The sequence below is a fragment of the Pseudomonas sp. P4_B3 genome, from assembly GCF_056402295.1.
In genome coordinates this window covers 82,253-108,698 of sequence record NZ_JBFUHR010000018.1, presented here as the reverse complement: position 1 = coordinate 108,698, position 26,446 = coordinate 82,253, and the positions used below count along the sequence as shown (strand labels likewise).

The following is a 26,446-nucleotide window of genomic DNA, read 5'->3' as shown; positions in this document are numbered from 1 at the left end:
TACAGGGATTGCGTATAGGTCAGAAGGAAGGCGCCTGCTGCCGACGTTTCCACTGACTCAAGCGCTGTTGCAGATTCAACGGGCTATGAATCTGCTGCTGCCGCGCGCGGCTGAACAGAATCAGCGCCAGCTCAGCGGTGGCCAGGGCGTCGGCGCTGGCGTGGTGGCGCTCGAAGACTTCGAGCTTGAACCAGTCGATCCAGTCGTCCAGCCCGGCCTCGCGAATGTGCGCCTGGGGGCATAGCAGCGGCGCAATGTCCGCCACGTCCAGAAACGGATGCTGCAACTTCAAGCCCAGATGATCTTTCAGCGCACGGCCGAGCATGTGTTGGTCAAACGGCGCGTGGAAGGCCAGCACCGGACTGTCCCCGATGTACTCCATCAGGTCGAGCAGTGCTTCTGCCGGGTCGCTGCCTGCCGCAATGGCGCTGGGGCCAATGCCGTGGATCAGCACACTGGGGCCGAGTTTCACTTGCGGATATTGCAGGGTGCGTTCGAACTGCTGGCGAAAATCGATGGCCCCGTCCTCGATCACCACCGCGCCGATGGACAACACCTGGTCCTTGTTCAGGTTCAAGCCGGTGGTTTCCAGATCGAGCACCACCCAGCGTTGCTCGCGCAGGCTGCACTCAGACAGGTCGGCAGCCGTCGGTAATTGGTCCAGCCGATGTTGCAGATGAGCTGGGAGGGTGGGACTCGCCGGGCGCAGCCATGAAAACAGGCTCATAACTGATACCGCAAGGTCAGGCTGCTTTGCAGGCGTTGTGCCTGGCGCAGGGACTCACGCAGGATGCGCCGGTCCAGATGATTGAGACTGTCGGGATCGACCCGATTTGAGTAAGGAAAATTCTCCCGGGTCTGTAGTTGATGTTGCTGCATGCGGGTTTGCTGGATGAAGTGATAGGCCTCTTCGTACGCGGCGCCGTCCAGGGGTTCGATGACCTCTTTGGCGACCAGCTGGCGAAAACGCTCCAGCGTGTTGTTCGCTTCGATACCGTGGGCGAGGGCCAGCAACCGGGCGCCGTCGACGAACGGTGCCAAGCCCTGAGTCTTCAGGTCCAAGGTGGCCTTCTCGCCATTTTTGCGCGCCAGCACGAATTCGCGGAAACGCCCAACAGGCGGGCGATTACGCAGCGCATTCTCGGCCATCATGCGCTGGAACAAACGGTTGTCGCCGACCTGATCGAGAATGCCCCGACGCAACTGCTCACAGCCTTGCTCGCTGCCCCAGACCACGCGCAAATCGAAATAGATGCTCGAACCCAGCAGGTTCTCCGGGGTGGCCTCGCGGATAAACACTGCAAAGCGCCGCGCCCATTCGGCCCGGGACAGGCACAGCTCGGGGTTACCGGCCATGATATTGCCCTTGCACAAGGTGAAGCCGCACAGCGCCAGGCTCTGGTTGATCTGCTGGGCGATGGGCAACAACTTGCCGCGAATCTCGGCGGCATGGGCCGCATCCCTGGCTTCGAACAGAATGCCGTTGTCCTGATCGGTGTGCAGGGTCTGCTCGCGACGGCCTTCACTGCCGAAACACAGCCAGCTGAATGGCACACCGGGGTCGCCTTTTTCGGCGAGGGTCAGTTCGATCACCCGGCACACGGTGTGGTCGTTGAGCAAGGTGATGATGTGGGTGATCTGCGTCGAAGACGCGCCGTGGGCCAGCATGCGCTCGACCAGTTGACCGATTTCGCCCCGTAGCGCCACCAGGTTTTCCACCTTGTGGGCATTGCGGATAGTGCGCGCCAGGTGCACCAGGTCGACCCGCTGCAGGGAAAACAGATCGCGCTCGGAAACCACGCCGCACAAGCGTCGGTCCTTGACCAGACAGACATGGGCGATGTGCCGCTCGGTCATGGCAATCGCCGCATCGAATGCACTGTGATCCGGCGACAGGAAAAACGGTGCCCGGGTCATGTGCCCTTCGATGGCTTCGTTGAAATCACTGCTGCCGTTGGCCACGGTTTGACGCAGGTCGCGCAGGGTGAAAATCCCCAGTGGCGCCTTGAGTTCATCAACCACCACGATGCTGCCGACCTGTTGTTCGTGCATCAACGTCACGGCTTCGCGCAATGGCGTCTGTGGGGCGCATGTCACCGGGTGGCGCATGGCCAATTCGCCCAGTCGGGTATTGAGTGAATATTGGGTGCCGAGGGTTTCCACGGCTTTTTGCTGCACTTGCTGGTTGACCTGATCCAGCAGGCTGCTGACGCAGCGCAGGGCGAAGTTGCGGAAGGTGTCCGATAGCGAAAACAGGCGGATGAATGCCGGTTTGTTCAGTTGCAGGCAGAAGGTGTCCTCGCCGGCCAGGTGCTCGGTGCGGGTCGCCCGTTCACCCAGCAACGCCGCGAGAGGGAAACATTCGCCAGTGGTGATCTCGAAAACCGTTTCGGTGCCACCCTTGGCCGTGTGCGGACGCTCGCCCACGACCCGGCCTTGCTTGACGATATAGAAGTGCTCGACCGGGCCGTCGGCGGGTTTGATGATGCTCTCGCCGGGGGCGTAAAAACGCAGCTGACATTGCTCGACCAGATACGCCAGATGAGCGTGTTCCATCTGGTTGAAGGGCGGGAAGCGCTGAAGGAATTGCAACGTGCCCTGGATGTTCTGCAACACCGCGGTTTTCCCTGCCTGTGTGAAGGCGTCCGCTTTACTCATAACCATTACCGCAGTCTTTTTTGAATTGTTTTAGTCGGATGACCCGGACATGGTCGACCCCTGTGGCCGGGGTGCCCATTGGACGTAAGTCTAGGTAGGCGATCAGGGTGATGGAATGTCGGAAAAACCTTACGCAACTGTGAGAAAAACCTCTCTATTCTGCTATTGGAAAAATATCCGACGGGGTGCACATTGATGGTTCGCTGAGCGATGTCACACCGCTGTGTCAGGGAATTGTATTGAACATATAGGGAAAGCCATGTCCGACCACGACATTTTGAGTGACGCCGAGCGCGAAGCGCTGAGCGCCGTCATGCTGGAACCTGACCTGCCGCAGCAACGGGTGCTGATCGTCGATGACGATGAAGACGCCCGGGAGCTGCTGTCAGAGATTCTGGCGATAGACAGCATTCACTGTGTAATGGCGTCCAGTGGCGAAGCGGCACTCAAGATCCTGCTGACCAAGGCAGAAATCAAAAAGCTCTCGATTGGTTTAATGATCACCGACCTGCGAATGGGCCACGTTGACGGGCTGGATCTGATCCGCCATGTACGCGAATCGGTAAGGGCGGCATTGCCGATCATCATTGTCTCGGGTGACGCCGACGTGAAGGATGCGATCGCCGCAATGCATTTGAGCGTGGTGGACTTTCTGCTCAAGCCGATTGATGCCAGTCATCTGCGGACACTGGTAAAACGCGAATTGGGCATTAAATAACTCAAGCCTGTAATTGTTAATTACAGGCTTGAGTTGTTTTTGTGAGCTTGGCTTGTAATTAAATTTATCTAATTGGTCTGCGAAAAAGCTACTCACACATAGCTTGTTTCTTCTTTCGATTATTCAGCTATCGTTCGGTTCTTGAAAGCCAATGTGGGCATCTATTTGATGTTGTACTTGGTTTAATGAAATCTGTCGTAGCACTATCCAGGTTGCCAGTTTGGCACTCCGCTTTTTAGTGGCTTGAGTATGCCGATGGTTGTCGTGTATTCAGTCTGCGGCTAGTTCCTGCGGATAAAATACCGACAAAGGTCATTACTTTTCCTGGGTTGTGTGGCTGTGTATCGCATTGAGGACGATATGATAAAGAAAATGGAATTTCGCGATCTTGTACTTATTGTCGGTGTCACAATCATGTGGGGCAGCAATTTTACGGTAATTGATATCAGTCTCGATGGCATCGATCCATTCATATTGACAGCAATGCGCTTTACTTTCTGTGCATTGCCACTGGTGTTCTTCATCCCGAAACCGAAAGGTGTCAGTACTTTTGTAACTATCGTCTACGGTTTGTTGTTTGGTATCGGAATGTGCTGGCTGATGAACTACGGCATGTTTCTTGGTGTCAGTGCCGGCGTGACATCTTTGCTCTTGCAATTCAGTGCTTTTTTTACGGTCATCTGGGGAGTGCTGCTGTTTGGCGAGAAAATGACGGCAATACAAGTGGCCGGCATTCTCATGGCGTTGGTGGGGCTGATGTTCATTATTCATGTAACGCACGGTGATGCCGAAAGCTTTGGACTTTTTCTGGTACTGCTCGGCGCATTGTTCTGGAGTCTTTGCAATGTGCTGGTCAAGAGAAGCAAAGTGGTTGATATATTTTCCTTTGTCGTTTGGTCGAGTCTGTATGCAACACCTCCTCTATATCTGATGACTTACTGGGTCAAGGGAGCAGCCCCTTTCCAGTCGTTGCTAACGGACATAACTGCTCCAGTGCTGGCATCGGTCCTGTTCCAGGCCTATGTGGCGACGGTATTCGGGTATTGGGTGTGGAACCGAATGATTGAGAAGTATCCGGCGAGCCAGGTTGCACCCTTGTCAGTGATTGTTCCGATATCGGGTATCTTGACCTCGTGGTATGTACTCGACGAACCCATTGGTGGTGAAAAACTGTTTGCTCTCATCATCACGGTCCTTGGAATTGCCTTGTTCATGAATGCATCGAGAATAGGCCGCCACATCGCTGCAAACGCGTTGCGTTTCAGGAGATAGTTCTGCATTTGCAGGACGCAGAAACAAAAATCCCCCGGTTTTTCAATCGGGGGATTGCTGTGGAGTGAGCTGGTTTACAACCCGTTCTTCGCCTTGAACTCGCGACGACGACGGTGCAGGACCGGCTCGGTGTAGCCGTTCGGCTGCCTGGTGCCTTCAATCACCAGTTCGACGGCTGCCTGGAAGGCAATGTTGCTGTCGAAGTTCGGGGCCAGCGGACGGTACAGCGCGTCGCCGGCGTTCTGGCGGTCAACCACTGGCGCCATGCGCTTGAGACTTTCCATGACCTGGTCTTTGGTGACGATGCCATGGCGCAGCCAGTTAGCGATGTGCTGGCTGGAAATACGCAGCGTTGCACGGTCTTCCATCAGGCCGACGTCGTTGATGTCCGGCACTTTCGAACAGCCGACGCCCTGGTCGATCCAGCGCACCACATAACCGAGAATGCCCTGGCTGTTGTTGTCCAGTTCGTTCTTGATCTGTTCGGCGGTCCACTGCGGGTTCACCGTCAGCGGGATGGTCAGGATGTCGTCCACCGAAGCATGGGCACGCTTGGCCAGTTCGGCCTGACGGGCGAACACGTCAACCTTGTGGTAGTGCAGCGCGTGCAGGGCAGCAGCGGTCGGTGATGGTACCCAGGCGGTGTTGGCACCGGCCATCGGGTGAGCGATTTTCTGCTCGAGCATCGCCGCCATCAGGTCAGGCATGGCCCACATGCCTTTACCGATCTGCGCGCGACCTTGCAGGCCGGTGCTCAGACCGATATCGACGTTGGAGTTCTCGTAGGCGCCGATCCATTTTTCCGCCTTCATGTCCGCCTTGCGCACCATCGGGCCGGCTTCCATGGAGGTGTGGATTTCGTCGCCCGTGCGGTCGAGGAAACCGGTGTTGATGAACACCACGCGCTCGCTCGCCGCCTTGATGCAGGCCTTGAGGTTGATCGTGGTACGACGCTCCTCGTCCATGATCCCGACTTTGAGGGTGTTGCGTGGCAGGCCCAGCACGTCTTCGATGCGACCGAACAGCTCGTTGGTGAACGCTGCTTCTTCAGGGCCGTGCATCTTCGGCTTCACGATGTAGATCGAGCCGGTGCGGGTGTTTTTGCGCGAGGTGTTGCCGTTCAGGTTGTGCATCGATGCCAGGCAAGTCACCAGGCCATCGAGAATGCCTTCCGGCACTTCGTTACCGTCTTTGTCGAGGATTGCGTCGATGGTCATCAGGTGACCAACGTTACGCACGAACAACAGCGAGCGGCCGTGCAGGCTCAGATCACTGCCGTCGACAGCGGTGTAGGTGCGGTCGGCGTTCATGGTGCGGGTAAAGGTCTGACCGCCCTTGGCGACGTCTTCCGACAGATCGCCCTTCATCAGGCCGAGCCAGTTGCGGTAGATCACCACTTTGTCATCAGCGTCGACGGCGGCAACCGAGTCTTCGCAATCCATGATGGTGGTCAGTGCGGCTTCCATCAGGATGTCTTTGACGCCGGCCGCGTCGGTCTGGCCGACCGGGGCGCTGGCGTCGACCTGGATTTCGAAATGCAGGCCGTTGTTTTTCAGCAGGATCGCGGTCGGTGCCGAAGCATCACCCTGGAAGCCGATCAGTTGCGCATCGTTGCGCAGGCCGGTGTTGCTGCCGCCTTTAAGGGCGATCACCAGTTTGCCGTCGACGATCTTGTAGCCGGTGGAGTCGACGTGGGAGCCGGCCGCCAAAGGCACCGCTTCGTCGAGGAAGGCACGGGCGAAAGCGATGACCTTGTCACCGCGCACCTTGTTGTAGCCTTTGCCTTTTTCCGCGCCGTCGGCTTCGCTGATGGCATCGGTGCCGTAGAGCGCGTCGTACAGCGAGCCCCAGCGGGCGTTCGAGGCATTGAGCGCGAAGCGGGCATTCATGACCGGCACTACAAGCTGCGGACCGGCCATGCGGGCGATTTCTTCGTCGACGTTTTGCGTCGTTGCCTGGAAATCGGCCGCTTCTGGCAGCAGATAACCGATCTCTTGCAGGAAGGCTTTATAGGCTTTCGGGTCGTGCACCTGGGCTGTCCCAAGAGCTCGACGCGCCTGGTGCCAGCCATCGATACGAGCCTGGAAATCATCGCGTTTGGCGAGTAGGGCTTTGTTCTTCGGCGCCAGGTCATGGATGACCTTGTCGGCACCGGCCCAGAACTTATCGGCGGTGAGGCCGGTACCGGGAATGGCTTCGTTGTTCACGAAGTCGAACAGGACTTTGGCGACCTGCAGGCCACCGACTTGAACGTGTTCAGTCATTGCTTGCCTCACTCTGCTCAGCTATTTCGCTTTTCAGCTCTTCAATTTAACAATGAAGCCTTTGGCCATTTAAACCACAAACCCCTCTACCAGTACATGCCCATGACAGGCGGCTGGGTTGGGACCAATCAACGGCTTGGGGCCTTGCTGACAGGGCTTTCAGGGTTGCGAACGTGCCTGAGGCAGACATCGATCCAACGTTATGTAGTGCGCGCTGCGGCATACTACATGATGAATTGCGGTTGTGAAAATCAGACTAATTACGTCGTTCTGCGACCCCATGACGCATTGCGGTCACGGTGCGGAGCAAGATGTTCTCAAAAAACCAGTGGATTGTTCCAGTTAAATATCTAAAGTTGTACACGATTTGTTGGGTCAGTCAGATCGGCGGTGCCTTTATTCGCGAGCAGGCTCGCTCCCACAATGGCCCGCGCAACCCTTGTGGGAGCGAGCCTGCTCGCGAAGGCGCCGGACCTGTCAGCACAGGTTCAACCCTTGCCTATACTTGGTTCTCTATAACAAAAGTCATGACCAGAGGGCTGCGCCATGGACCACCTCGTACTCACCGTATTCGCACCGGACAAGCCAGGGCAAGTCGAGCGCATTGCCCAATGCATCGCCGAACACGGCGGTAACTGGCTGGAAAGCCGCATGTCGCGCATGGCGGGACAATTCGCCGGGATTCTTCGAGTGGGTGTGCCGGCCGAGGCCTACGACGAATTGGTCGATGCCCTACAGGGCTTGTCCACCCAGGGCATTCGCGTGTTAATCGCCGAAAGTGGCATCGAACAATCCTGCACCTGGAAGCCGATCGCCATGGAACTGGTGGGCAATGATCGTCCGGGGATCGTGCGTGACATCACACGCTTGTTGAGCGAGCAGGGGGTGAACCTGGAGCGGCTGGTCACCGAAGTGCGCCCGGCACCGATGAGCAGCGAACCGTTGTTCCATGCCGAAGCGATTCTTGCCGTCCCGCTGACGCTGTCGCTGGACGTACTGCAATCGCGCCTGGAAACCCTGGCTGACGACCTGATGGTCGAATTGGTGCTGCGCAGTGAACCCTGATTAGGTTATCCAAGTTAAACGTGCACCCGCCTGTGGATAACCTGTAGAGACACCCCGCCAGACCACACCGGCCGGGGTTCTCCAAGATCTGATCAAAAAACCAGCAGTTTCAACCACTTGCGCACAATCGGCGGGGATCACGCTGTGGATAACCTTGGGAAGGAATGATACAGGCCACGGGAGACGTGGCCTGTAGGGTTTTGTGTGTTTTTTGATCAGCTGCGGCGGCGCAAACTTATCCACGCGTCGACGCTGTAAACCGCCAGACCGGCCCAGATGAACATGAACGCTACCAGGGTGCTGGACGACAGGTGTTCGCCAAACAGCAGGACCGCTTGCAGCAGCACCAGTGTCGGTGCCAGATACTGGAGAAAGCCCAGTGTCGTGTAGGGCAAATGCCGGGCAGCCGCGTTGAAACAGACCAGCGGCACCAGCGTGATCGGGCCGGCGGCCACCAGCCACCAGGCCTGGGAGGTGGTCCAGAATTCGGCCTGGGCGCTGCTGGCCGTCGGATTGAGCAGCAACCAGCCGAGGGCAATCGGTACCAGCATCCAGGTTTCCACCACCAGCCCCGGCAGCGCCTTGACCGGTGCCTGCTTGCGAATCAGGCCATAGAAACCGAAGGTCAGTGCCAGCACCAGCGACACCCACGGCAGGCTGCCCACTTGCCAGACCTGCTGCGCCACACCCACAGCCGCCAGACCGACGGCAATCCATTGCATGCGCCGCAGCCGTTCGCCGAGGATCAGCATGCCCAGCAACACGTTCACCAACGGGTTAATGTAGTAACCAAGGCTGGCCTCCAGCATGCGGCCGTTGTTCACCGACCAGACGTAGGTCAGCCAGTTGGCCGCAATCAGTGCACCGCTCAGGGCCAGGGTCGCCATCCTTCGCGGGTTCTCCCGCAGTTCGCGCCACCAGCCGGGATGCTTCCAGACCATCAGCAACAAGGCGCCGAACAGCGCCGACCACAGTACCCGGTGGATGATGATTTCCACGGCGGGCACGCTGGCGATGGCTTTGAAATAGAGGGGGAAAAGTCCCCAGATGATGTAGGCACTCAGGCCTAGAATGTACCCGCGACGCGGGTTGGCGGCTTGCATGCAGAATCCTTGCTTAGGCAGCTAACAAAGAGGGGATTGTAAGGAGATTTATCTGCGAATGTCCTGACTGAATAGGTAGGTCATTTGTGAACATCGGTATCTGTAGGAGCGAGCTTGCTCGCGATGGACGCCAACGATAACGCGTGCTGTCTGGATAAACGCATTGCCCTTGCGTTTATCGTCGGAACGCCGCCCGGAGCAAGCTCGCTCCTACAGGGGGATTTGTGTAGTCAGAAAAGCTTTAGTGGCTCTTCATTGAGCGCCGCCAACTGCTCACGCAACGCCAAAACCTGATCACCCCAATAACGCTCGGTGCCGAACCACGGAAAACTGCGGGGGAAGGCCGGGTCTTCCCAGCGGCGGGCGAGCCAGGCGCTGTAGTGCATCAGGCGCAAGGCGCGCAACGGTTCGATCAAGGCCAGTTCACGCGGGTCGAAGTCGTGGAATTCGTTGTAGCCATCCATCAGTTCCGACAACTGGCTCAGGCAATCCTGGCGATCGCCGGCGAGCATCATCCAGATGTCCTGTACTGCCGGACCCATACGACAGTCGTCGAGGTCGACGATATGGAACATCTCGTCGCGGCACATCATGTTGCCGGGGTGGCAGTCACCGTGCATGCGAATGTTCTGGTGTGGCGTGTTGCTGTAGGCATCTTCCACACGCTTGAGCAGATCGCGGGCCACCGACTCGTAGGCCGGCAGCAGGCTGCGGGGGATGAAGTTGCCGTCGAGCAACGTGGCCAGCGAGTCATGGCCGAAGTTTTTCACCGCCAGTGCTTCACGGTGCTCGAATGGTCGGGTCGAGCCGACCGCATGCAGGCGGCCGAGCAACTGGCCCAGGCGATACAGCTGGTCGAGGTTGCCCGGCTCCGGTGCGCGGCCGCCACGGCGGGGGAACAGGGTGAAACGGAAACCGTTGTGTTCGTGCAGGGTTTCACCGTTGTGGATCAACGGCGCCACGACCGGTACCTCGCAGTCGGCGAGTTCGGCGGTGAACTGGTGCTCTTCCAGAATCGCTTCGTTGCTCCAGCGTTGCGGCCGGTAGAACTTGGCGATCAGCGGCTCGGCGTCTTCGATACCGACCTGATAGACGCGGTTTTCGTAGCTGTTGAGCGCCAGGATGCGCGCGTCGCTGAGAAAGCCGATGCTTTCTACAGCATCGAGCACGAGGTCTGGTGTGAGGGTTTCAAACGGGTGGGCCATGCTGACTCCTGCGCGCAGCAGGCTGCTGCGTCCGGCCAGGCATGGTAGCGCAGACGGCGCGGTTTTAGTGGTTGGGCTTGAGATGTGTGGTGTCTGGGCTGACGCCTTCGTCGGAACGCCGCCCGGAGCAAGCCCGCTCCCACAAGGACTACATGAATCCCTGTGGGAGCGGGCTTGCCCGCGAAGAGGCCGGATCAGGCGCCGACGATCCCGCCATCTTCCCGCGAAATTGCCATCACCGAAGACCGCGGCTTGCCATTGGGCAGGTGCTCGGGGAAGGTCGAACCACCGTTTTCACCCGGGTGCTGGATCCCGACAAACAGGGTTTTCTGATCCGGCGAGAAGCTGATCCCCGTCACTTCACAACCTACCGGGCCAACCATGAAGCGGCGAATCTCGCCGGTTACCGGGTCGGCACAGAGCATCTGGTTGTTGCCCATGCCGGCAAAGTCTCCGGCGTTGCTCGAATCGCCGTCGGTGAGAATCCACAAGCGTCCGGCCCTGTCGAAGCCCAGCCCGTCCGGGCTGTTGAACATGTTCTGCGGCGTGATGTTCGACGATCCGCCTTTTGGTGTGCCGGCGTGAACACCCGGATTACCGGCGACGACGAACAGGTCCCAGGCAAAAGTTTTCGAGCCGTGATCGTCGCGCTCGGTGCGCCAGCGCAGGATCTGGCCGTAGACGTTCTTCTCGCGCGGGTTCGGCCCGCCCACCGGTTGCCCGTCTTCGCCGCGCTTGGCGTTGTTGGTCAGCGTGCAGTAAACCTGGCCATCCTTGGGGCTGACCACGATCCATTCCGGGCGGTCCATGCGCGTGGCTTTCACCACGCTGGCGGCGAGACGGGCGTGGATCAGCACTTGAGCCTGATCGGCAAAACCGCTGCTGGCGTCGATGCCGTTTTTACCGTGGGTCAGCTCGATCCATTCACCCTGGCCTTTCGGGTGATCGGCGTTGCCGTCCCCCGCATCGAAACGCGCCACGTACAGGGTGCCGTGATCGAGAATGTCGCGGTTGGCCTTGGGGTTTTTGTGGTCGATCTTGTCGCGGCTGACAAATTTGTAGATGAACTCGCCGCGTTCATCGTCGCCCATGTACACCACGGCATGACCGTCGCCGGTTTCGGCCAGGGCGGCGTTTTCGTGTTTGAAGCGCCCCAGGGCCGTGCGTTTGACCGGTGTCGATTTCGGATCGAACGGATCGATCTCCACCACCCAGCCGTGACGGTTGAGTTCGTTGGGGTTCTTCGCCATGTCGAAGCGTTCGTCGTGCGGGTGCCAGTTGATCTCTTTGCTGGTGGCCACCACACCGTAGCGTTTTTGCGCCGGGTCGAATTTCTGCTCGGCGTTGCTGCTGCCGAAGCAGTCGGTGAAGTTCTCTTCACAGGTCAGATAGGTGCCCCACGGTGTCTTGCCGTTGGCGCAGTTCTGGAACGTGCCCAGAACGTTCTTGCCGTGCGGATCGGCGCTGGTTTTCAGCAGGGCATGTCCGGCGGCCGGGCCGCTCAGGGTGATGGGTGCGTTGCCGTGAATGCGGCGGTTGTAGCGCGAACCCTGGACGAACTGCCATTGGCCGTTCTTGCGCTGCACTTCAATCACTGACACACCTTCGCAGGCCAGCGCCTTGCGCACTTCTTGTGCCGATTGCGGCATGCCGCCGTGAGCGTAGAGGTAGCGGTAGTTGGTGTATTCGTTGTTGATCGCCATCAGCGCCCGGTCTTTTTCGCCCGGAAATTCGAACAGGCTCATGCCGTCGTTGTTGTCGCCGAACTGGGCTTCCTGATGTTCGGCGCTGCCGTTGCCGCTCGGGTCGAACGCCGGGCCGTCCTTGTGCAAAGGCTGGCCCCAGCTGATCAGCACCGAGGACTTGTAGCCCGGCGGCAGGGTGATGGTGTCAGTGGCGGCGGCGGCAATGCTGTCAAAGCCCAGCAGCTGGCTGTTACCGGCGCTGACGCTGGCAGCCATCACACTGCGGCTCAGCAGGTTGCCGCCGAGGAACATCGCGGCGCCGCACAGGGCACCTGCGCTGATGAAGCCGCGACGACTGAGGCCGACCATGGTTTCGAGGTCGGTGGACTGGTTTTCTTCTAATAGGCTCATTTCAGGCTCCCTGCGGATTTTGCAGACACCTTAATGGTGAGTAATGAACCTTTTGTTGCAGTTTTGCTTATAGCGGTGTGCCCAGCAGAACCCTGGACGGCGAAAACTCCACGCGCACCGGTTTGCCGCAGGTCAACCGCGATGCTTGCAGATGACTCGGTTCGGCCAAGGCGCATAGGGTCAGACCGTTGGGCAGGGTGATGCGCACTTCGCTGGGGCCGTCGTCGGCGTCGAGAATTTTTTCGATGATGCCGCTGAGGCAATTGTTTCCAGGCGTTTCGACAGAGTCTATTTGCAGCACGTCGAGCCAACCGGCCTTGATCAATGCCACGACTTCGGTGCCGATTTGCAGTTCCAGGCGCTCGGTGCTGTCGTGGGTGATTTGCGCGTCGACGATCAAGCCTTTGGCGACTGCGAGGCGAATCAGGTCGTTGCGTCCCTGAGGTTCGATTGCGATCACCTTGCCGTGCAACTGATTGCGCGCGCTGGTGCGCAGCATCAGGCGCCCGAGCAGGTCGAGGTCGCTCGCGTCTTCAGCGGCTTCCAGCACCTGGGCCTGCAAGGCTTGCAACTTCTGGTACAGGCGCAATACGCGCTCGCCTTCGTTGGACAGGCGCGCACCGCCGCCGCCCTTGCCGCCGACGATCCGCTCCACCAGCGGCTTCTGCGCCAGGTTGTTCAGTTCATCGATCGCATCCCAGGCGGCCTTGTAGCTCAGGCCTGCGCTTTTTGCCGCGCGGGTGATCGAGCCTTGTTCGGCGATGTGCTGCAGCAGGGCGATGCGCTGCGGACGGCGGACAATGTGCTGGGACAACAAGGTAGGCAAGGACATGACAAGTCGCTTTGGGTGGTGACGATGGTGAGGACGTTGGCCGCTTGGGTCGCGCGAGTCAAGTCAGGGGGTCTCACCGGGTTTTGGTGTGCGGGCCAGGCAATAGACGTCGACCCTCGCCGCACCGGCGTCCATCAGCAGGCGAGCCAGGGCCTGGGCCGTGGCGCCGGTGGTCAGGACGTCGTCGATCAGGGCCAGGTGTTGGCCTTTGACGACGACGCCGGACGCCAGGGCAAAAGCGTTACGCAGGTTCTTTCGGCGGGCTTCGGCGTTCAAGGCCTGTTGGGCATCGGTGTCCTGGGTTCGTAGCAGCAGTCGTTCGTCGCAAGGGATATCGAGACTCGTACCCAGCCACTGAGCCAGCATCGCCGCCTGATTGAACCCTCGCTGGCGCAGGCGTCGGTTGGCCAGCGGCACCGGGATCAGTACATCGGGTCGCTGCAGATCGTCATCGAAGCGATGTTGCAGGTATTGAGCGAGAAGTTCGGCGAGCAGGCGGCCAAACGGCCACTTCGCGTTGTGTTTGAAGCGGGTGATCAGGCCGTCTACCGGGAAGCTGTAGGTCCAGGGGGCAATCACTTGTTCGAATGCCGGTGGCTGCTTCAAGCAATGGCCGCAGGTCAGTCCCGCCGCCGGGAGCGGCAGGGCGCAGGTCTGGCAGTGATCACCGAGCCAGGGCAACTCGGTTTCGCAGGCCGTGCAGACAGGGGAGATGCCGTCGGCCGTCTCATCGCACAAAAGACATGTTTGATTGTTTTTTGACCAGATGTAAACCTGGCCTTTGTATCGCGGTTGACAGCGCATCGCTCTTCCTTAAATATGCCGAAACATCTGTGAAGCGGCTGTGACATTCCATTACCCAGCCGCATGCCAAAGCATAATTCAAAGGAAACGCCCATGAGCGCCAGCACCACTGCAACCCTGCGTCATGACTGGACTTTGGCCGAAGTCAAAGCACTCTTCGTTCAGCCATTCAACGACCTGTTGTTCCAGGCGCAGACGGTGCACCGTGCGCATTTCGACGCCAACCGCGTCCAGGTGTCGACCCTGTTGTCGATCAAAACCGGCGCTTGCCCGGAAGATTGCAAATATTGTCCGCAGTCCGGTCACTACAACACCGGCCTGGAAAAAGAAAAGCTGATGGAAGTGCAGAAGGTCCTCGAAGAGGCCGCGCGCGCCAAGGCTATCGGTTCGACCCGTTTCTGCATGGGCGCGGCGTGGAAGCACCCGTCGGCCAAGGACATGCCGTACGTGCTGAAGATGGTCGAAGGCGTGAAAGCCCTGGGCCTGGAAACCTGCATGACCCTCGGTCGCCTGGATCAGGAGCAGACCGAAGCGCTGGCCAAGGCCGGCCTCGACTACTACAACCACAACCTCGATACGTCGCCGGAGTTCTACGGCAGCATCATCACCACCCGCACCTACAGCGAGCGTCTGCAAACCCTGGCGTATGTGCGTGATTCGGGGATGAAGATCTGCTCCGGCGGCATTCTCGGCATGGGCGAGTCGCTGGACGACCGCGCCAATCTGCTGATCCAGTTGGCCAACCTGCCGGAGCACCCGGAGTCGGTGCCGATCAACATGCTGGTGAAAGTCGCCGGCACGCCGCTGGAAAATGCCGACGACGTCGACCCGTTCGACTTCATCCGCATGCTCGCCGTCGCGCGCATCCTGATGCCGCAATCCCACGTGCGCCTGTCCGCCGGCCGCGAAGCCATGAACGAACAGATGCAGGCCCTGGCGTTCTTCGCCGGTGCAAACTCGATTTTCTACGGCGAAAAACTGCTGACCACCGCGAACCCGCAGGCCGACAAGGACATGCAACTGTTCTCGCGTCTGGGCATCCTGCCGGAAGCTCGCGAAGAGCACGCCGACGAAGTGCATCAGGCGGCTATCGAACAGGCTCTGGTGGAGCAGAAGAGCAGCGAGCAGTTCTATAACGCCGCGGTTTGAATCCAACTTTTATTCCTCTGAAGGAATGCAAAACCCCCTGTAGGAGCGAGCCTGCTCGCGATGGCGTCATGTCTGTCGACATCCATGTCGAATGTCAGTCCGCATCGCGAGCAGGCTCGCTCCCACAGGGGACTGCGTAGTGTTCGCCAACCTGTGAATTGACCCCGAGGCCTGCATGTCTTTCGATCTCGCCGCACGCCTTGCTGCCCGTCGTGCCGAAAACCTCTATCGCCAGCGTCCGCTGCTCGAAAGCCCGCAGGGGCCGCAAGTGGTGGTCGATGGCCAGCCGTTGCTGGCGTTCTGTAGCAACGACTACCTGGGCCTGGCCAATCACCCGCAAGTGATCGAAGCCTGGCGCGCCGGCGCTTTGAAGTGGGGTGTGGGCGGAGGGGCGTCACATCTGGTCATCGGCCATAGCGCCCCGCACCATGCCCTGGAAGAAGCATTGGCCGACTTGACCGGTCGCCCTCGCGCGTTGCTGTTCACCACCGGCTACATGGCCAACCTCGGCGCGGTCACGGCGCTGGTGGGGCAGGGCGATACGGTGCTCGAAGACCGGCTCAATCATGCGTCGCTGCTCGACGCGGGGCTGCTGTCCGGCGCGCGGTTCAATCGTTATCTGCACAACGACCCGGTGAGCCTGGCCAAGCGCCTGGAAAAAGCCACCGGCAATACGCTGGTGGTCACCGACGGCGTGTTCAGCATGGACGGCGATATCGCCGACTTGCCAGCGCTTGCCCGAGAGGCCAAAGCCAAAGGCGCCTGGTTGATGGTCGACGATGCCCATGGTTTTGGACCGCTGGGCGCCAACGGTGGCGGAATCGTCGAACATTTCGGTTTGAGCCAGGATGACGTTCCGGTGCTGGTCGGCACCCTCGGCAAAGCGTTCGGTACGGCGGGTGCCTTTGTGGCTGGCAGCGAAGAGCTGATCGAAAGTCTGATCCAGTTCGCCCGGCCCTACATCTACACCACCAGCCAGCCACCTGCGCTGGCTTGCGCCACGTTGAAAAGCCTGGAACTGCTGCGCAGTGAACACTGGCGCCGCGAGCATTTGCAGGCGCTGATCCGCCAGTTCCGCGACGGCGCCGAACAGATTGGCCTGGAACTCATGGACAGCTTCACGCCGATCCAGCCGATCATGATCGGCGACGCCGGGCGCGCGGTGCGCCTTTCGCAAATGCTGCGCGAACGCGGGTTGATGGTGACCGCAATTCGCCCGCCGACCGTACCCGCCGGCAGCGCCCGACTGCGGGTCACGCTGACGGCTGCCCACAGTGAGGCCCAGGTACAGCTATTGTTAAACGGACTGGCCGATTGTTTTCAACAACTGAAGCCGGAGCCAAGCCATGCGTGATCGTCTGATTCTGCTGCCCGGCTGGGGCCTTGGCGTTTCACCGCTGGAGCCTTTGGCGGCGGCCTTGCGCGGTCTGGATGAACATCTGCGCGTCGAGATCGAGCCATTGCCGGAGCTGGAGTCGAGCGATCTTGAAGAGTGGCTCGATGAGCTTGATTCGACCTTGCCGCAAGATGCCTGGCTTGGCGGTTGGTCGTTGGGCGGCATGCTCGCCTGCGAGTTGGCGGCCCGGCGTGGCGATCGCTGTTGTGGTGTATTCACCCTGGCCAGCAATGTTTCTTTTGTCGCTCATGAACAATGGTCAAGCGCCATGTCCGGGGAAACCTTCGATGCGTTTCTGGCGGGATGTGCAGCCGATCCTCGTGCGACATTGAGACGCTTTTCATTGCTCTGCGCCCAAGGCGCCGAAGACCCGCGCGGATTGTCGCGGTTGTTGCTTGGTGGCGCACCGAACACCGTCGCGCCGGTGCTGCTCAGTGGTCTTCAAGTGCTCGCGCAACTGGATACACGACAGGCTTTGCAATCGTTCCGCGGTCCGCAACTGCATTTGTTCGCCGGCCTCGACGGGTTGGTGCCGGTGGAAGCGGCGGGCGAGTTGTTGGCATTGCTGCCGGATGTCGAAGTCGGTCTGATTGAACAGGCCGGTCACGCGTTTCTTCTGGAGGATCCCCACGGGGTAGCGGGGGCGATCCAGGCCTTTTTGCATGAGTCCGGCGATGACTGATTTATCTCTTCCCAAACTGCCCGGCGGCTTGCCTGACAAGCGCCAGGTAGCAGCCTCTTTCTCCCGTGCGGCGACAAGCTACGACAGCGTGGCCGAGTTGCAGCGTGATGTCGGTAGCCAATTGCTCAGGCGCCTGCCGCAGGGCTTCGTACCGCAGCGTTGGCTGGATCTGGGCTGTGGCACCGGGCATTTCAGTCGTGCGCTGGATGAGCAATTTGCGGGAAGTCACGGTGTGGCGCTGGACATTGCCGAAGGCATGCTCGACCACGCCCGGCCATTGGGCGGTGCCACGCACTTCGTGGCCGGCGATGCCGAGCGATTGCCACTGCAGGATTCGACCTGCGACCTGATCTTCTCCAGCCTGGCGGTGCAGTGGTGCGCGGACTTCGCCTCGGTGCTCGGTGAAGCCTTTCGGGTGCTGAAACCGGGTGGCATTTTCGCGTTTGCTAGTCTGTGTGCAGGGACATTGTTTGAATTGCGCGACAGCTGGCGGCAGGTCGACGGTATGGTGCACGTCAATCGCTTCCGGGAGTTTGGTGTGTATCAACAGCTGTGTTCAGCCAGTGGGTTACATGTCGTCAGTCTGCAAAACGAACCGCACGTGCTGCATTACCCGGATGTGCGCAGCCTGACCCATGAGCTCAAGGCGCTGGGCGCGCACAACCTCAATCCCGGTCGACCGGGTGGCTTGACCGGCCGGGCGCGGATTTTGGGTCTGATTGAGGCTTATGAGCAGTTTCGTCAGGCCCGGGGACTGCCGGCGACTTATCAAGTGGTGTACGCCGTATTGGAGAAACCCTTATGAGCGCAGCCTATTTCATCGCCGGCACGGATACCGATGTCGGTAAAACCACGGTCGCTGCGGGGCTGCTGCATGCGGCGCGTTCGGCGGGTTTGAGCACGGCGGCGGGCAAACCGGTCGCGTCCGGTTGCGATGTGACACCCAAGGGCCTGCGCAACGCCGATGCGCTGGCCTTGCTGGCGGAGTGTTCGCTGCCGCTGACGTATGCACAGGTCAACCCGGTGGCCTTTGAACCTGCGATTGCACCGCACCTGGCGGCTCGAGAGGCGGGCGTGGCGCTGACGGTGCAGTCGTTGCTGGCGCCGATGCGGCAGATTCTGGGCATGCAGGCGGACTTCACCCTGATCGAAGGCGCCGGCGGCTGGCGCGTGCCGTTGGCGGATCAGGACAATCTGTCGGATCTCGCCATCGCGTTGCAGTTGCCGGTGATTCTGGTGGTCGGCGTGCGACTGGGGTGTATCAGCCATGCCTTGCTGACCGCCGAAGCGATTGCCCGGGACGGTTTGCAACTGGCGGGATGGGTGGCCAACATCATCGACCCGAAAACCTCGCGGCTGGAAGAAAACCTGGCCACCCTTGCCGAGCGCCTCCCGGCACCGTGCCTGGGACGTGTACCTAAACTCAAGGCCGTCACGGCCGAAGCAGTGGCCGAGCACTTGCAACTGGACCTGTTGGACTGACGTTTTTGCAATGCGGCTTTTGCCTATGATAAGGCACTGTGCCATTAGTGTTTTTGTCGGGTGTTTTGCCGGCCACTCTGCTTCAATGGCCGCTGTTGATCCTTTGAAAGGACGAGTTTTCCCATGGAAATCTCAGGAAACACCGCTTTTTATGCCGGTCTGAGCACCCTTCAGGCAGGGCAGAACCGTGTCGATCAAGCCGCCGGGCAGATCGCCAACATGACGATCGAGCGATCGGTCACCAGCCAGTCCTCCGAGGCGCAGGTCGATCGTCTGCGATCGGTTGATCGCAGCCAGCAATCGGACCTGAGCAGCAACGTGGTCGAAATGGCCCAAGGCAAGATTCAGGCAGAGCTGGGCGTGAAAGTCGCCAAGGCAGCCGACGAAGTGCTCGGGACGTTGATCGATACCTACGCTTGATTCTTTAAAGAGTCCGCACCCTCCAGCGCCGCGCCTGTTCGCGGCGTTTTTCTGCGTAAGTCTTTCTTGCTCAACTAATCTTTTCAGTGTGGCGGGCTGCTTCGAAAGCGCGGCTGCGTTGTCGTGTGCCTGTGTGTCCAAACCTGCGATGACGAACGGCAAAAGATCGACGCTTGACAAGATTTGGGCGTAAACGTATGTTTCAAACAACTGTTTGATCGCAACAACAAATCAATGCGGTCGTTCATTCCCGGTTACATCAGCAGAGGTTTATCGCTATGCCTGACTACAAGGCCCCCTTGCGTGATATTCGCTTCGTTCGTGACGAGCTGCTCGGCTACGAAGCGCACTATCAGAGCCTTCCGGCTTGTGCCGACGCAACTCCGGACATGGTTGACGCCATTCTCGAGGAAGGCGCCAAGTTTTGTGAGCAGGTACTGGCTCCGCTGAACCGTGTGGGCGACATCGAGGGTTGCACCTGGAGCGAGTCCGGCGTCAAGACCCCGACTGGCTTCAAGGAAGCCTACAAGCAATTCGTCGAAGGTGGCTGGCCGAGCCTGGCTCATGACGTAGAGCACGGCGGCCAAGGCCTGCCGGAGTCCCTGGGTCTGGCGATCAGCGAAATGGTTGGCGAGTCCAACTGGTCGTGGGGTATGTACCCAGGCCTGTCGCACGGTGCGATGAACACCATCTCCGAGCACGGTACCCCTGAGCAGCAAGAGGCTTACCTGACCAAGCTGGTTTCCGGCGAGTGGACCGGCACCATGTGCCTGACCGAGCCGCACTGCGGCACCGACCTTGGCATGCTGCGCACCAAGGCCGAGCCTCAGGCCGACGGTTCCTACAAAGTCTCCGGCACCAAGATCTTCATCTCAGCCGGTGAACACGACATGGCCGATAACATCGTCCACATCGTACTGGCCCGCCTGCCGGATGCACCGGCCGGGACCAAAGGCATCTCCCTGTTTATCGTGCCGAAGTTCATGCCGAACGCCGATGGCTCGGTTGGCGCGCGTAATGCTGTGTCTTGCGGTTCCCTGGAACACAAGATGGGCATTCACGGCAACGCCACCTGCGTGATGAACTTCGACGGTGCCACCGGTTTTCTGATCGGCCCGGCGAACAAAGGCCTGAACTGCATGTTCACCTTCATGAACACCGCACGTCTGGGTACCGCACTGCAAGGTCTGGCCCACGCTGAAGTGGGTTTCCAGGGCGGCCTGAAATACGCTCGCGACCGTCTGCAAATGCGCTCGCTGACTGGCCCGAAAGCACCGGACAAAGCCGCTGACCCGATCATCGTCCACCCTGACGTGCGCCGCATGCTGTTGACCATGAAGGCATTCGCCGAAGGCAACCGTGCGATGGTTTACTTCACCGCCAAGCAAGTCGACATCGTCAAGTACGGTGTGGACGAGGAAGAGAAGAAGAAAGCCGACGCACTGCTGGCTTTCATGACGCCAATCGCCAAAGCCTTCATGACCGAAGTCGGTTTCGAATCGGCCAACCACGGCGTGCAGATCTACGGCGGCCACGGCTTCATCGCCGAGTGGGGCATGGAGCAGAACGTCCGCGACAGCCGCATCTCGATGCTGTACGAAGGCACCACTGGTATCCAGGCTCTCGACCTGCTGGGCCGAAAAGTGCTGATGACCCAAGGCGAGGCTCTGAAGGGCTTCACCAAGATCGTCCACAAGTTCTGCCAGACCAACGAAGGCAACGAAGCGGTTCAAGAGTTCGTCGCTCCGCTGGCTGCACTGAACAAGGAATGGGGCGAACTGACCATGAAGGTCGGCATGGCCGCCATGAAAGATCGTGAAGAAGTCGGCGCGGCCTCCGTGGACTACCTGATGTACTCCGGTTACGCCTGCCTGGCCTACTTCTGGGCTGACATGGCGCGCCTGGCTGCCGAGAAACTGGCTGCCGGCACTTCCGAAGAGGCGTTCTACACCGCCAAGCTGCAGACAGCGCGCTTCTACTTCCAGCGCATCCTGCCGCGTACCCGCACTCACGTCGCAACCATGCTGTCGGGCGCCAACAACCTGATGGACATGAAAGAAGAGAACTTCGACCTGGGCTACTAAGTCCTACCGCAGTCCTTCAAAAAAACCGCCGCTTCCTCCGGGAGCGGCGGTTTTTTTTTGCGCTGTGGTCAGGCCTTGATCACCATGGCGTCGGGTCCAGAGGGCCAACGCCAGTCGGGGTGCCCACGCCTTCTCCGTTACGTATGAACGGCAGGTGCCAGAAGTCGTTCGGGACGACGGGATCGCCAGGCTTGACGCCTTCCGGAAAGATGAACTCGAACACCGGCGCCACATACTGTCCGGCAATCAGTCCATTGGCGACGGTCAGCCTGCCCGCGTTCTGGATGCAACTGTCCACGCCGGGCTGGGACAAGCTTAGCTGTGGAACGCAAAGTGACCGCGCAACGACGCGCAAGGTACGTGTCGGCTGGCTAAGTAGCCCGGTGGGCGCTTTGGTCGCGCGTAATCTGGCGCGTTGTGGCTGAGGGCCCGTGTTCTGTGTGGTAATACCGCCCGAGGCTCCCAGGCAACTGGCCGCAAGGCCCAGCCCAGAGTTGCATTCACCCGTCATCTCATAGGGTGTAATCCAGCGATTGGTTTGCACACCCGTCGATGGATTGACATCTATCAGATAGATGTCGACCGGGGTCTTGATGTCGGTGGTCGAGGCTTCAAGGAAAATCCGGTCCTGCGTCTCCTGGGCTACTCCGCTGATGGCCGTTGCGGCCGGGTCGGCCGTACCAATGCCAAATTCCCCGATAGCCAGGTAGCTGGGCTGCGAACCAGGCTGAGTGTAGATCCCGACATTCGCCTCGATCGTGTGTGCAGAGATGAAGTCCGGGAGGCCCGTTGTTGCTGACTTGAACAGAGTACCGGACCAGCTGATGAAGTCGCCGACTTCGAAGGGGGCCTGTTGTGTCGGGTCGGGGTCCGTCGCCGTGCGTGTAGCATCGCTGAATCTCTTCATGACGTACTGGCTGCAATAGACCTGCCCCACCGCTGGACCCGAGAGCTCTCCACTGGCCGGAGGCGTGACGCCGGCCTGGCTGAAGTTGCGGCAGTTGTTGGTCGTGGTCGGGGTAACCACTTGTGGTCGGTTTTTCTGTGGGCAGAGCGCATCGTCCCCGGAAATCGTGCGCGGCACGCACATCGGGTAGCCGGTGGCGGCATGGATGGTCGGGTTGGCATCATCGACGGAGAAGCGTGGGTCGGGGCTTTGGGCACGGCCAAAACGTCCAGTCGGATCGTTGATCTGAATGATCGTGGGTTGCGTCGGGTTCCCGCTGTCAACTTCGAGGTTGCCGTTGGTGTAGTCGATCCGGGTGATGACACCGCTGCCCGCATTGACTGATTGCTGGGAGACAAAGATCAGCCCGGCAATTTGCTTGTTGGAGACAGTATTACCCACCACATGGATCTCGAACGAGGGGTAGGCTGCCGGTGATTTTCCGAGCGCCAGCGTTCCACCCCTGACAAAGTCGGCCCAGGTCAGGGTATTGGCCGGCATCTGCATAACGGTGTTGCAAGGGACAACAATCGTGACGCCGTTCAACTGGACGGTCCCCCCAAAGCGGCCCGGGTCGCTGGTATTGGGGCAATTCGCATTGGTGGTGTCCAGGGTCATGTTTTGGATAAAACCGGTAACGTCAAACCCATGAATCGCAGTCGGGTTTGTAAAAATCGGATCGGGCAGTGTGGGTGTCGTGAACGGCGAGGGCAAACCCGGGGGCTTGGCAGTCCCGCCGCCGCCGCCACCACCGCCACCGCCAGCTCCGTTTTTGGCAAATGCATCTCCACCACCACCAATGGCCAGTGCGACAGCGACGGCACTGGCGAGCAGAGCATGGCGACTGAAGATGCCGTTGAATCGCTTGTGAGGCAGCAGCGGTATGGCGAGCGTTTTTTCGAACAAAGATAAGCTCATGGCTCACTCCAGAATCTTGCAGGACCAATTGCCGGCCGATCGAGATCGCGGATCTGCTGATGCGCTGAATCCTGCGCAAGAAAAACGTAAAGCCGTGAGTGTCGAATTGGGGCTCGATCCGGCGGGATAAGTGCCTGTGTACTGTCGTCACTTGCCGTTCGGATGCTTTCACCTGCGTTGCGTTGGCCGGTTACGAACGCAAACGCGAGAGACATTTCCTTGAGCCTGAGGGGTACATAGCAGTAGTCGTGCCTGATTGGTTCAGTCGCTTGTTAGCCAGCTAAAATGCGGGCTGCGCTGATGTCGGTGGTATACACATAGTTATATGTTATGTGGTTAACGCCGAAGTAGGTGGGGATATGTACCCAAGTTTGGAGTGCTGTGAAAAGTTTTAGTGGGTGTGTCTCTGTTAGTGGTAGTTGAGAAGTGTTGTCTATTAAATACTACTAAGGTCGTAGGTGTGCAAGAGGGGTGTTGAAGAGGGTAGCGAGAAAATATTCTTGTGTGAGAGGTATAAATAAAAAAGGCAATAGCTGACGCAGTGCAACTTGCGCACGAATGGATTTTATAGGTTTGATGGATGTTTCTATTGGCTGGCGATGCGGTTTACAGGTGTTTTTTAAAGTGCCGCTTACACCGGGGTGTTTGGATTAGCAAATACTCTGCCATCTTCAAGAAACGCAGTCTGGTGGCGTGATGCCCTTTAAATGCTGGCTTTTAGAGATCGTTGGTGATCACCTGATGCGGGCTGTTTGGGGAAAGGCACCCAATAATGGGGTGAAGTTTAACCAGAACTGAGGAATAGTGCGCAATTGCTGTTGATAGTAGGGCTTCTTGATTTGACTTAAATGAAAAGTATTGAAAATTTCATGTTGAAATATTTTGTTGCGGCTAGAGTTGCATCAAGCGCTACCCAGTAGTGCCAAATATCATTCTTTAAAAAGGCCTGAGCCACGAGAGTGCTTTGCCAGTTAGGTCTCGCATTTTCCATGCAGCTTAAAGTTGATGTGGATACTCGAGCGAGCAGCAAGATTCATGGCGATGAGCTCATCTCGCAACAGGGCAACCGCGGAGCCTGACTACTCCGTACTGAATCGGGAACGTCGTCATGTTTAAGTATTTGAGCATCTTTCGAACCACCGGCTTGCCCCGTGCAATGGTGATGACACTCTTCGCCATTGGCCTGCCCGTCATGAGCGTCTGGGCCGCAGACCCGGTCGTGCCGGACGTGCCCAGTCTGCAGTCACTGCGCGGCATGATGCCTCCCGACCCTTCAGGAACCGAAGGCGGGCGCAAGGTCGACCTGATGACCGACTACGTGCTCAATCGCTCGGCGGCAGTGCTCCTGGGCAAGGCATTGTTCTGGGACATGGAGATCGGCAGTGACGGCTCCACCGCTTGCGCATCCTGCCACTTCCACGCGGGTGTCGATCATCGCACCACCAACCAGATCAACCCGGGCCAGGCGAATACCAACGCGAACGTCTCGTCGATCTTCAACAAGCCGTTTACCGCGTCGGATATTCCGGGCGACGTGCCGAGCTACACCACCAGGTCCGGTGGCAAGGGCGGCCCGAACTACCTGCTGAAGAAAAGCGACTTCCCGACCCACGTGCTGGCCGATCCGCTGGATCGCAACTCGGCGATTGTCTATTCAAGCGATGATGTGATCGGCTCCCAAGGCGTGTTCGACGCCAACTTCGTCAAGCCCAATCAGTCGCGGTTCGACAAGTGCATTCAGCAACCAGACGGTATCTTCCAGGTGGGCGGTATCAATGTTCGCCGTAGCACCGGGCGTAACGCACCGACGGTGATCAACGCTGCGTTCAACGTGCGCAACTTCTGGGATGGCCGGGCCAACAACGTATTCAACGGTTTCTCACCGTTCGGCAATCGCGACCCTGACGCCGGGATTTTCGTGACCAGCGATCGCAGTGGCGTGGCGACCAAAGTCAGGCTGGCGCTCAAGGATGCTTCCGCCGCCTCGCAAGCGGTAGGGCCTCCCGGCAGCCCGGTGGAAATGTCCTGCGGCGGGCGTACCTTCGCCGACATCGGCCGGCGCATGCTCGACACCTTGATGCTCAAGCAGCAACGGATCTCGTCCACCGATTCGGTACTCGGGCCGATATCCGGTGGTCATCGGCCGACCTACCGTGAACTGATCAAGAACGCGTTCCAGCCGCGCCTGTGGAATGCCACGCAGCAGGTCTCGCTGGGCGGTGCGCCATACACCCAGATGGAGGCGAACTTCCCGCTGTTCTTCGGGCTGGCGATCCAGATGTATGAATCCACGCTGATCTCGGACCAGGCGCCGCTGGATGCCTATTTACAGGGCGATCACACAGCCATGAATAACCAGCAGGTCCAAGGCATGGAACTTTTCCTGGGCAAGGGTAAGTGCATCAGTTGCCACGGCGGCGCGGAATTGACCAACGCCGGCAGCCGTTTGCTGTTCCATCCTCAGGAACGGATCGAACGCATGGTCATGGCCGACAACCTGATCACGCTGTATGACAACGGCTTCTACAACACCGGGGTGCGTCCAACGTCGGAGGACCTGGCGCTCGGTGGCTCGGATGCGTGGGGCAATCCGTTGTCTTTCACCCGTGAGTACAACACCGTACTCCAGGGCGGCCAGATCCCTGACCCACTGGAAGTCGATGTGTGCACCTTCGAAGCGCCTTTGAGCCCGGCCATCCCTTGTGACGCGACGCTCAAGCCCAATGTCGGTTTCCGCGATGCGGTCGATGGCGCCTTCAAGACACCGACCTTGCGCAATATCGCGTTGACCGGGCCGTATTTCCACAACGGCAGTCGCGCAACGCTGCAACAGGTGATGGAGTTCTACAACCGCGGCGGCGACCGGCGTGGCGAAGATGCCAGCAACACCAGCGGCTTTGAGCATCCGGCGGTCAATCAGCACAACGGCTCCAATCTTGATCCGGACATCACCCGTCTGAGCCTGGCCCCGGATGAAGTGGATGCACTGGTCAAGTTCATGGAAGTCGGGCTGACCGATCCACGGGTCGCGTGGGAACGGGCGCCGTTTGACCATCCGTCGCTGGTGCTGGCACAGGGTGAAAAGGGTGATGAAAATTCCGTCGGGCAAAAACCGGCGAGTCCGAAGATTACTACCCGGCAAGCGAAGGATGCCGAAATCGAGCTCAGACCGATCGGTGCGGAAGGTCGCACAGCGCTGGAAGGGCCGCTGCAACCGTTCAACAACGACCTGTAACCGTATTGCCCCTTGCGTCACTGGCGGCCGATGGACGCCAGTGACGACCTTTTACAAATACCTCAGTATTTCACTCAGCAAATCGGGTTTTCTGCCGTTAAAGGGGGTGGGCACATT

Annotated in this window: 20 protein-coding genes; 11 read left to right on the top strand and 9 right to left on the bottom strand. The window is 59.2% G+C overall.

The window, feature by feature from the left end:
* Positions 1 to 19 precede the first annotated feature (19 nt).
* Both AC1DWG_RS20780 and AC1DWG_RS20775 read right to left on the bottom strand, forming a co-directional pair.
* Positions 20 to 727, bottom strand: a complete 708-nt coding sequence (locus AC1DWG_RS20780) for a 3'-5' exonuclease (protein ID WP_477753029.1) — start codon at positions 725 to 727, stop codon at positions 20 to 22.
* A complete protein-coding gene (locus AC1DWG_RS20775; protein ID WP_477788287.1) occupies positions 724 to 2,664 on the bottom strand; it encodes a putative nucleotidyltransferase substrate binding domain-containing protein in 1,941 nt (646 codons plus the stop codon). Before AC1DWG_RS20775 ends, AC1DWG_RS20780 begins: the two co-directional genes overlap by 4 nt.
* 253 nt (positions 2,665 to 2,917) lie before the next feature.
* Between AC1DWG_RS20775 and AC1DWG_RS20770 the strand changes: the two genes are divergently transcribed.
* Complete coding sequence (locus AC1DWG_RS20770) at positions 2,918 to 3,376, top strand: response regulator (RefSeq protein WP_477753027.1); 459 nt, start codon at positions 2,918 to 2,920, stop codon at positions 3,374 to 3,376.
* A 360-nt stretch (positions 3,377 to 3,736) separates the two neighbouring features.
* Positions 3,737 to 4,648 (top strand): EamA family transporter, encoded by a 912-nt coding sequence (locus tag AC1DWG_RS20765; RefSeq protein ID WP_477762868.1) that lies wholly within the window; start codon positions 3,737 to 3,739, stop codon positions 4,646 to 4,648.
* Positions 4,649 to 4,722: 74 nt separating this feature from the next.
* Here the strand turns inward: AC1DWG_RS20765 and AC1DWG_RS20760 are convergent, their stop codons facing one another.
* Entirely contained in the window at positions 4,723 to 6,912 is a 2,190-nt protein-coding gene (locus AC1DWG_RS20760) for a malate synthase G (RefSeq protein WP_477762867.1), read from the bottom strand.
* 546 nt (positions 6,913 to 7,458) lie between these two features.
* Between AC1DWG_RS20760 and AC1DWG_RS20755 the strand changes: the two genes are divergently transcribed.
* Complete coding sequence (locus tag AC1DWG_RS20755; protein ID WP_223460390.1) at positions 7,459 to 7,977, top strand: glycine cleavage system transcriptional repressor; 519 nt, start codon at positions 7,459 to 7,461, stop codon at positions 7,975 to 7,977.
* Positions 7,978 to 8,192: 215 nt separating this feature from the next.
* Here AC1DWG_RS20755 and rarD read toward each other — a convergent pair whose 3' ends face one another.
* From rarD to AC1DWG_RS20730, 5 genes are all read right to left on the bottom strand, one after another.
* Positions 8,193 to 9,080 (bottom strand): EamA family transporter RarD, encoded by an 888-nt coding sequence (gene rarD / locus AC1DWG_RS20750; RefSeq protein WP_477753024.1) that lies wholly within the window; start codon positions 9,078 to 9,080, stop codon positions 8,193 to 8,195.
* A gap of 230 nt (positions 9,081 to 9,310) precedes the next feature.
* Positions 9,311 to 10,285 carry a serine/threonine protein kinase gene (locus AC1DWG_RS20745; protein ID WP_095944920.1) on the bottom strand — a complete coding sequence of 325 codons (975 nt, stop codon included), beginning with the start codon at positions 10,283 to 10,285 and terminating at the stop codon, positions 9,311 to 9,313.
* Between the two features lie 194 nt (positions 10,286 to 10,479).
* On the bottom strand, positions 10,480 to 12,381 hold the full coding sequence (locus AC1DWG_RS20740) for a PhoX family protein (RefSeq protein ID WP_477762866.1): 1,902 nt from the start codon (positions 12,379 to 12,381) through the stop codon (positions 10,480 to 10,482).
* A gap of 67 nt (positions 12,382 to 12,448) precedes the next feature.
* Positions 12,449 to 13,213, bottom strand: a complete 765-nt coding sequence (locus tag AC1DWG_RS20735) for a TOBE domain-containing protein (RefSeq protein WP_477762865.1) — start codon at positions 13,211 to 13,213, stop codon at positions 12,449 to 12,451.
* Positions 13,214 to 13,276: 63 nt separating this feature from the next.
* Entirely contained in the window at positions 13,277 to 14,017 is a 741-nt protein-coding gene (locus AC1DWG_RS20730) for a double zinc ribbon domain-containing protein (RefSeq protein ID WP_477762864.1), read from the bottom strand.
* A 93-nt stretch (positions 14,018 to 14,110) separates the two neighbouring features.
* On the opposite strand from AC1DWG_RS20730, the gene bioB reads away from it, so the two are divergent.
* From bioB to AC1DWG_RS20695, 7 genes are all read left to right on the top strand, one after another.
* Positions 14,111 to 15,166 (top strand): biotin synthase BioB, encoded by a 1,056-nt coding sequence (bioB, locus tag AC1DWG_RS20725; RefSeq protein WP_007981424.1) that lies wholly within the window; start codon positions 14,111 to 14,113, stop codon positions 15,164 to 15,166.
* Positions 15,167 to 15,341: 175 nt separating this feature from the next.
* Positions 15,342 to 16,520: an 8-amino-7-oxononanoate synthase gene (bioF, locus tag AC1DWG_RS20720; RefSeq protein ID WP_477762863.1), complete on the top strand. Its 1,179-nt coding sequence runs from the start codon at positions 15,342 to 15,344 to the stop codon at positions 16,518 to 16,520.
* Entirely contained in the window at positions 16,513 to 17,244 is a 732-nt protein-coding gene (locus AC1DWG_RS20715) for an alpha/beta fold hydrolase (protein ID WP_477788286.1), read from the top strand. The genes bioF and AC1DWG_RS20715 overlap by 8 nt, the downstream gene beginning before the upstream one ends.
* The gene (bioC, locus tag AC1DWG_RS20710) at positions 17,237 to 18,049 is read left to right on the top strand and encodes a malonyl-ACP O-methyltransferase BioC (RefSeq protein WP_477762861.1); all 813 of its coding nucleotides are present in this window, start codon (positions 17,237 to 17,239) and stop codon (positions 18,047 to 18,049) included. Before AC1DWG_RS20715 ends, bioC begins: the two co-directional genes overlap by 8 nt.
* Complete coding sequence (gene bioD, locus AC1DWG_RS20705; RefSeq protein WP_007982063.1) at positions 18,046 to 18,726, top strand: dethiobiotin synthase; 681 nt, start codon at positions 18,046 to 18,048, stop codon at positions 18,724 to 18,726. The genes bioC and bioD overlap by 4 nt, the downstream gene beginning before the upstream one ends.
* Before the next feature lie 123 nt (positions 18,727 to 18,849).
* Positions 18,850 to 19,146, top strand: a complete 297-nt coding sequence (locus tag AC1DWG_RS20700; RefSeq protein WP_477762860.1) for a pyrroloquinoline quinone biosynthesis protein PqqE — start codon at positions 18,850 to 18,852, stop codon at positions 19,144 to 19,146.
* 278 nt (positions 19,147 to 19,424) lie between these two features.
* Entirely contained in the window at positions 19,425 to 21,230 is a 1,806-nt protein-coding gene (locus tag AC1DWG_RS20695; RefSeq protein WP_008051571.1) for a phenylacyl-CoA dehydrogenase, read from the top strand.
* A 79-nt stretch (positions 21,231 to 21,309) separates the two neighbouring features.
* Here AC1DWG_RS20695 and AC1DWG_RS20690 read toward each other — a convergent pair whose 3' ends face one another.
* Positions 21,310 to 23,094, bottom strand: coding sequence for a hypothetical protein (locus AC1DWG_RS20690; RefSeq protein WP_477788285.1), 1,785 nt, complete (start codon positions 23,092 to 23,094; stop codon positions 21,310 to 21,312).
* A gap of 1,108 nt (positions 23,095 to 24,202) precedes the next feature.
* On the opposite strand from AC1DWG_RS20690, the gene AC1DWG_RS20685 reads away from it, so the two are divergent.
* The gene (locus AC1DWG_RS20685) at positions 24,203 to 26,329 is read left to right on the top strand and encodes a cytochrome-c peroxidase (protein WP_477788284.1); all 2,127 of its coding nucleotides are present in this window, start codon (positions 24,203 to 24,205) and stop codon (positions 26,327 to 26,329) included.
* Positions 26,330 to 26,446 lie beyond the last annotated feature (117 nt).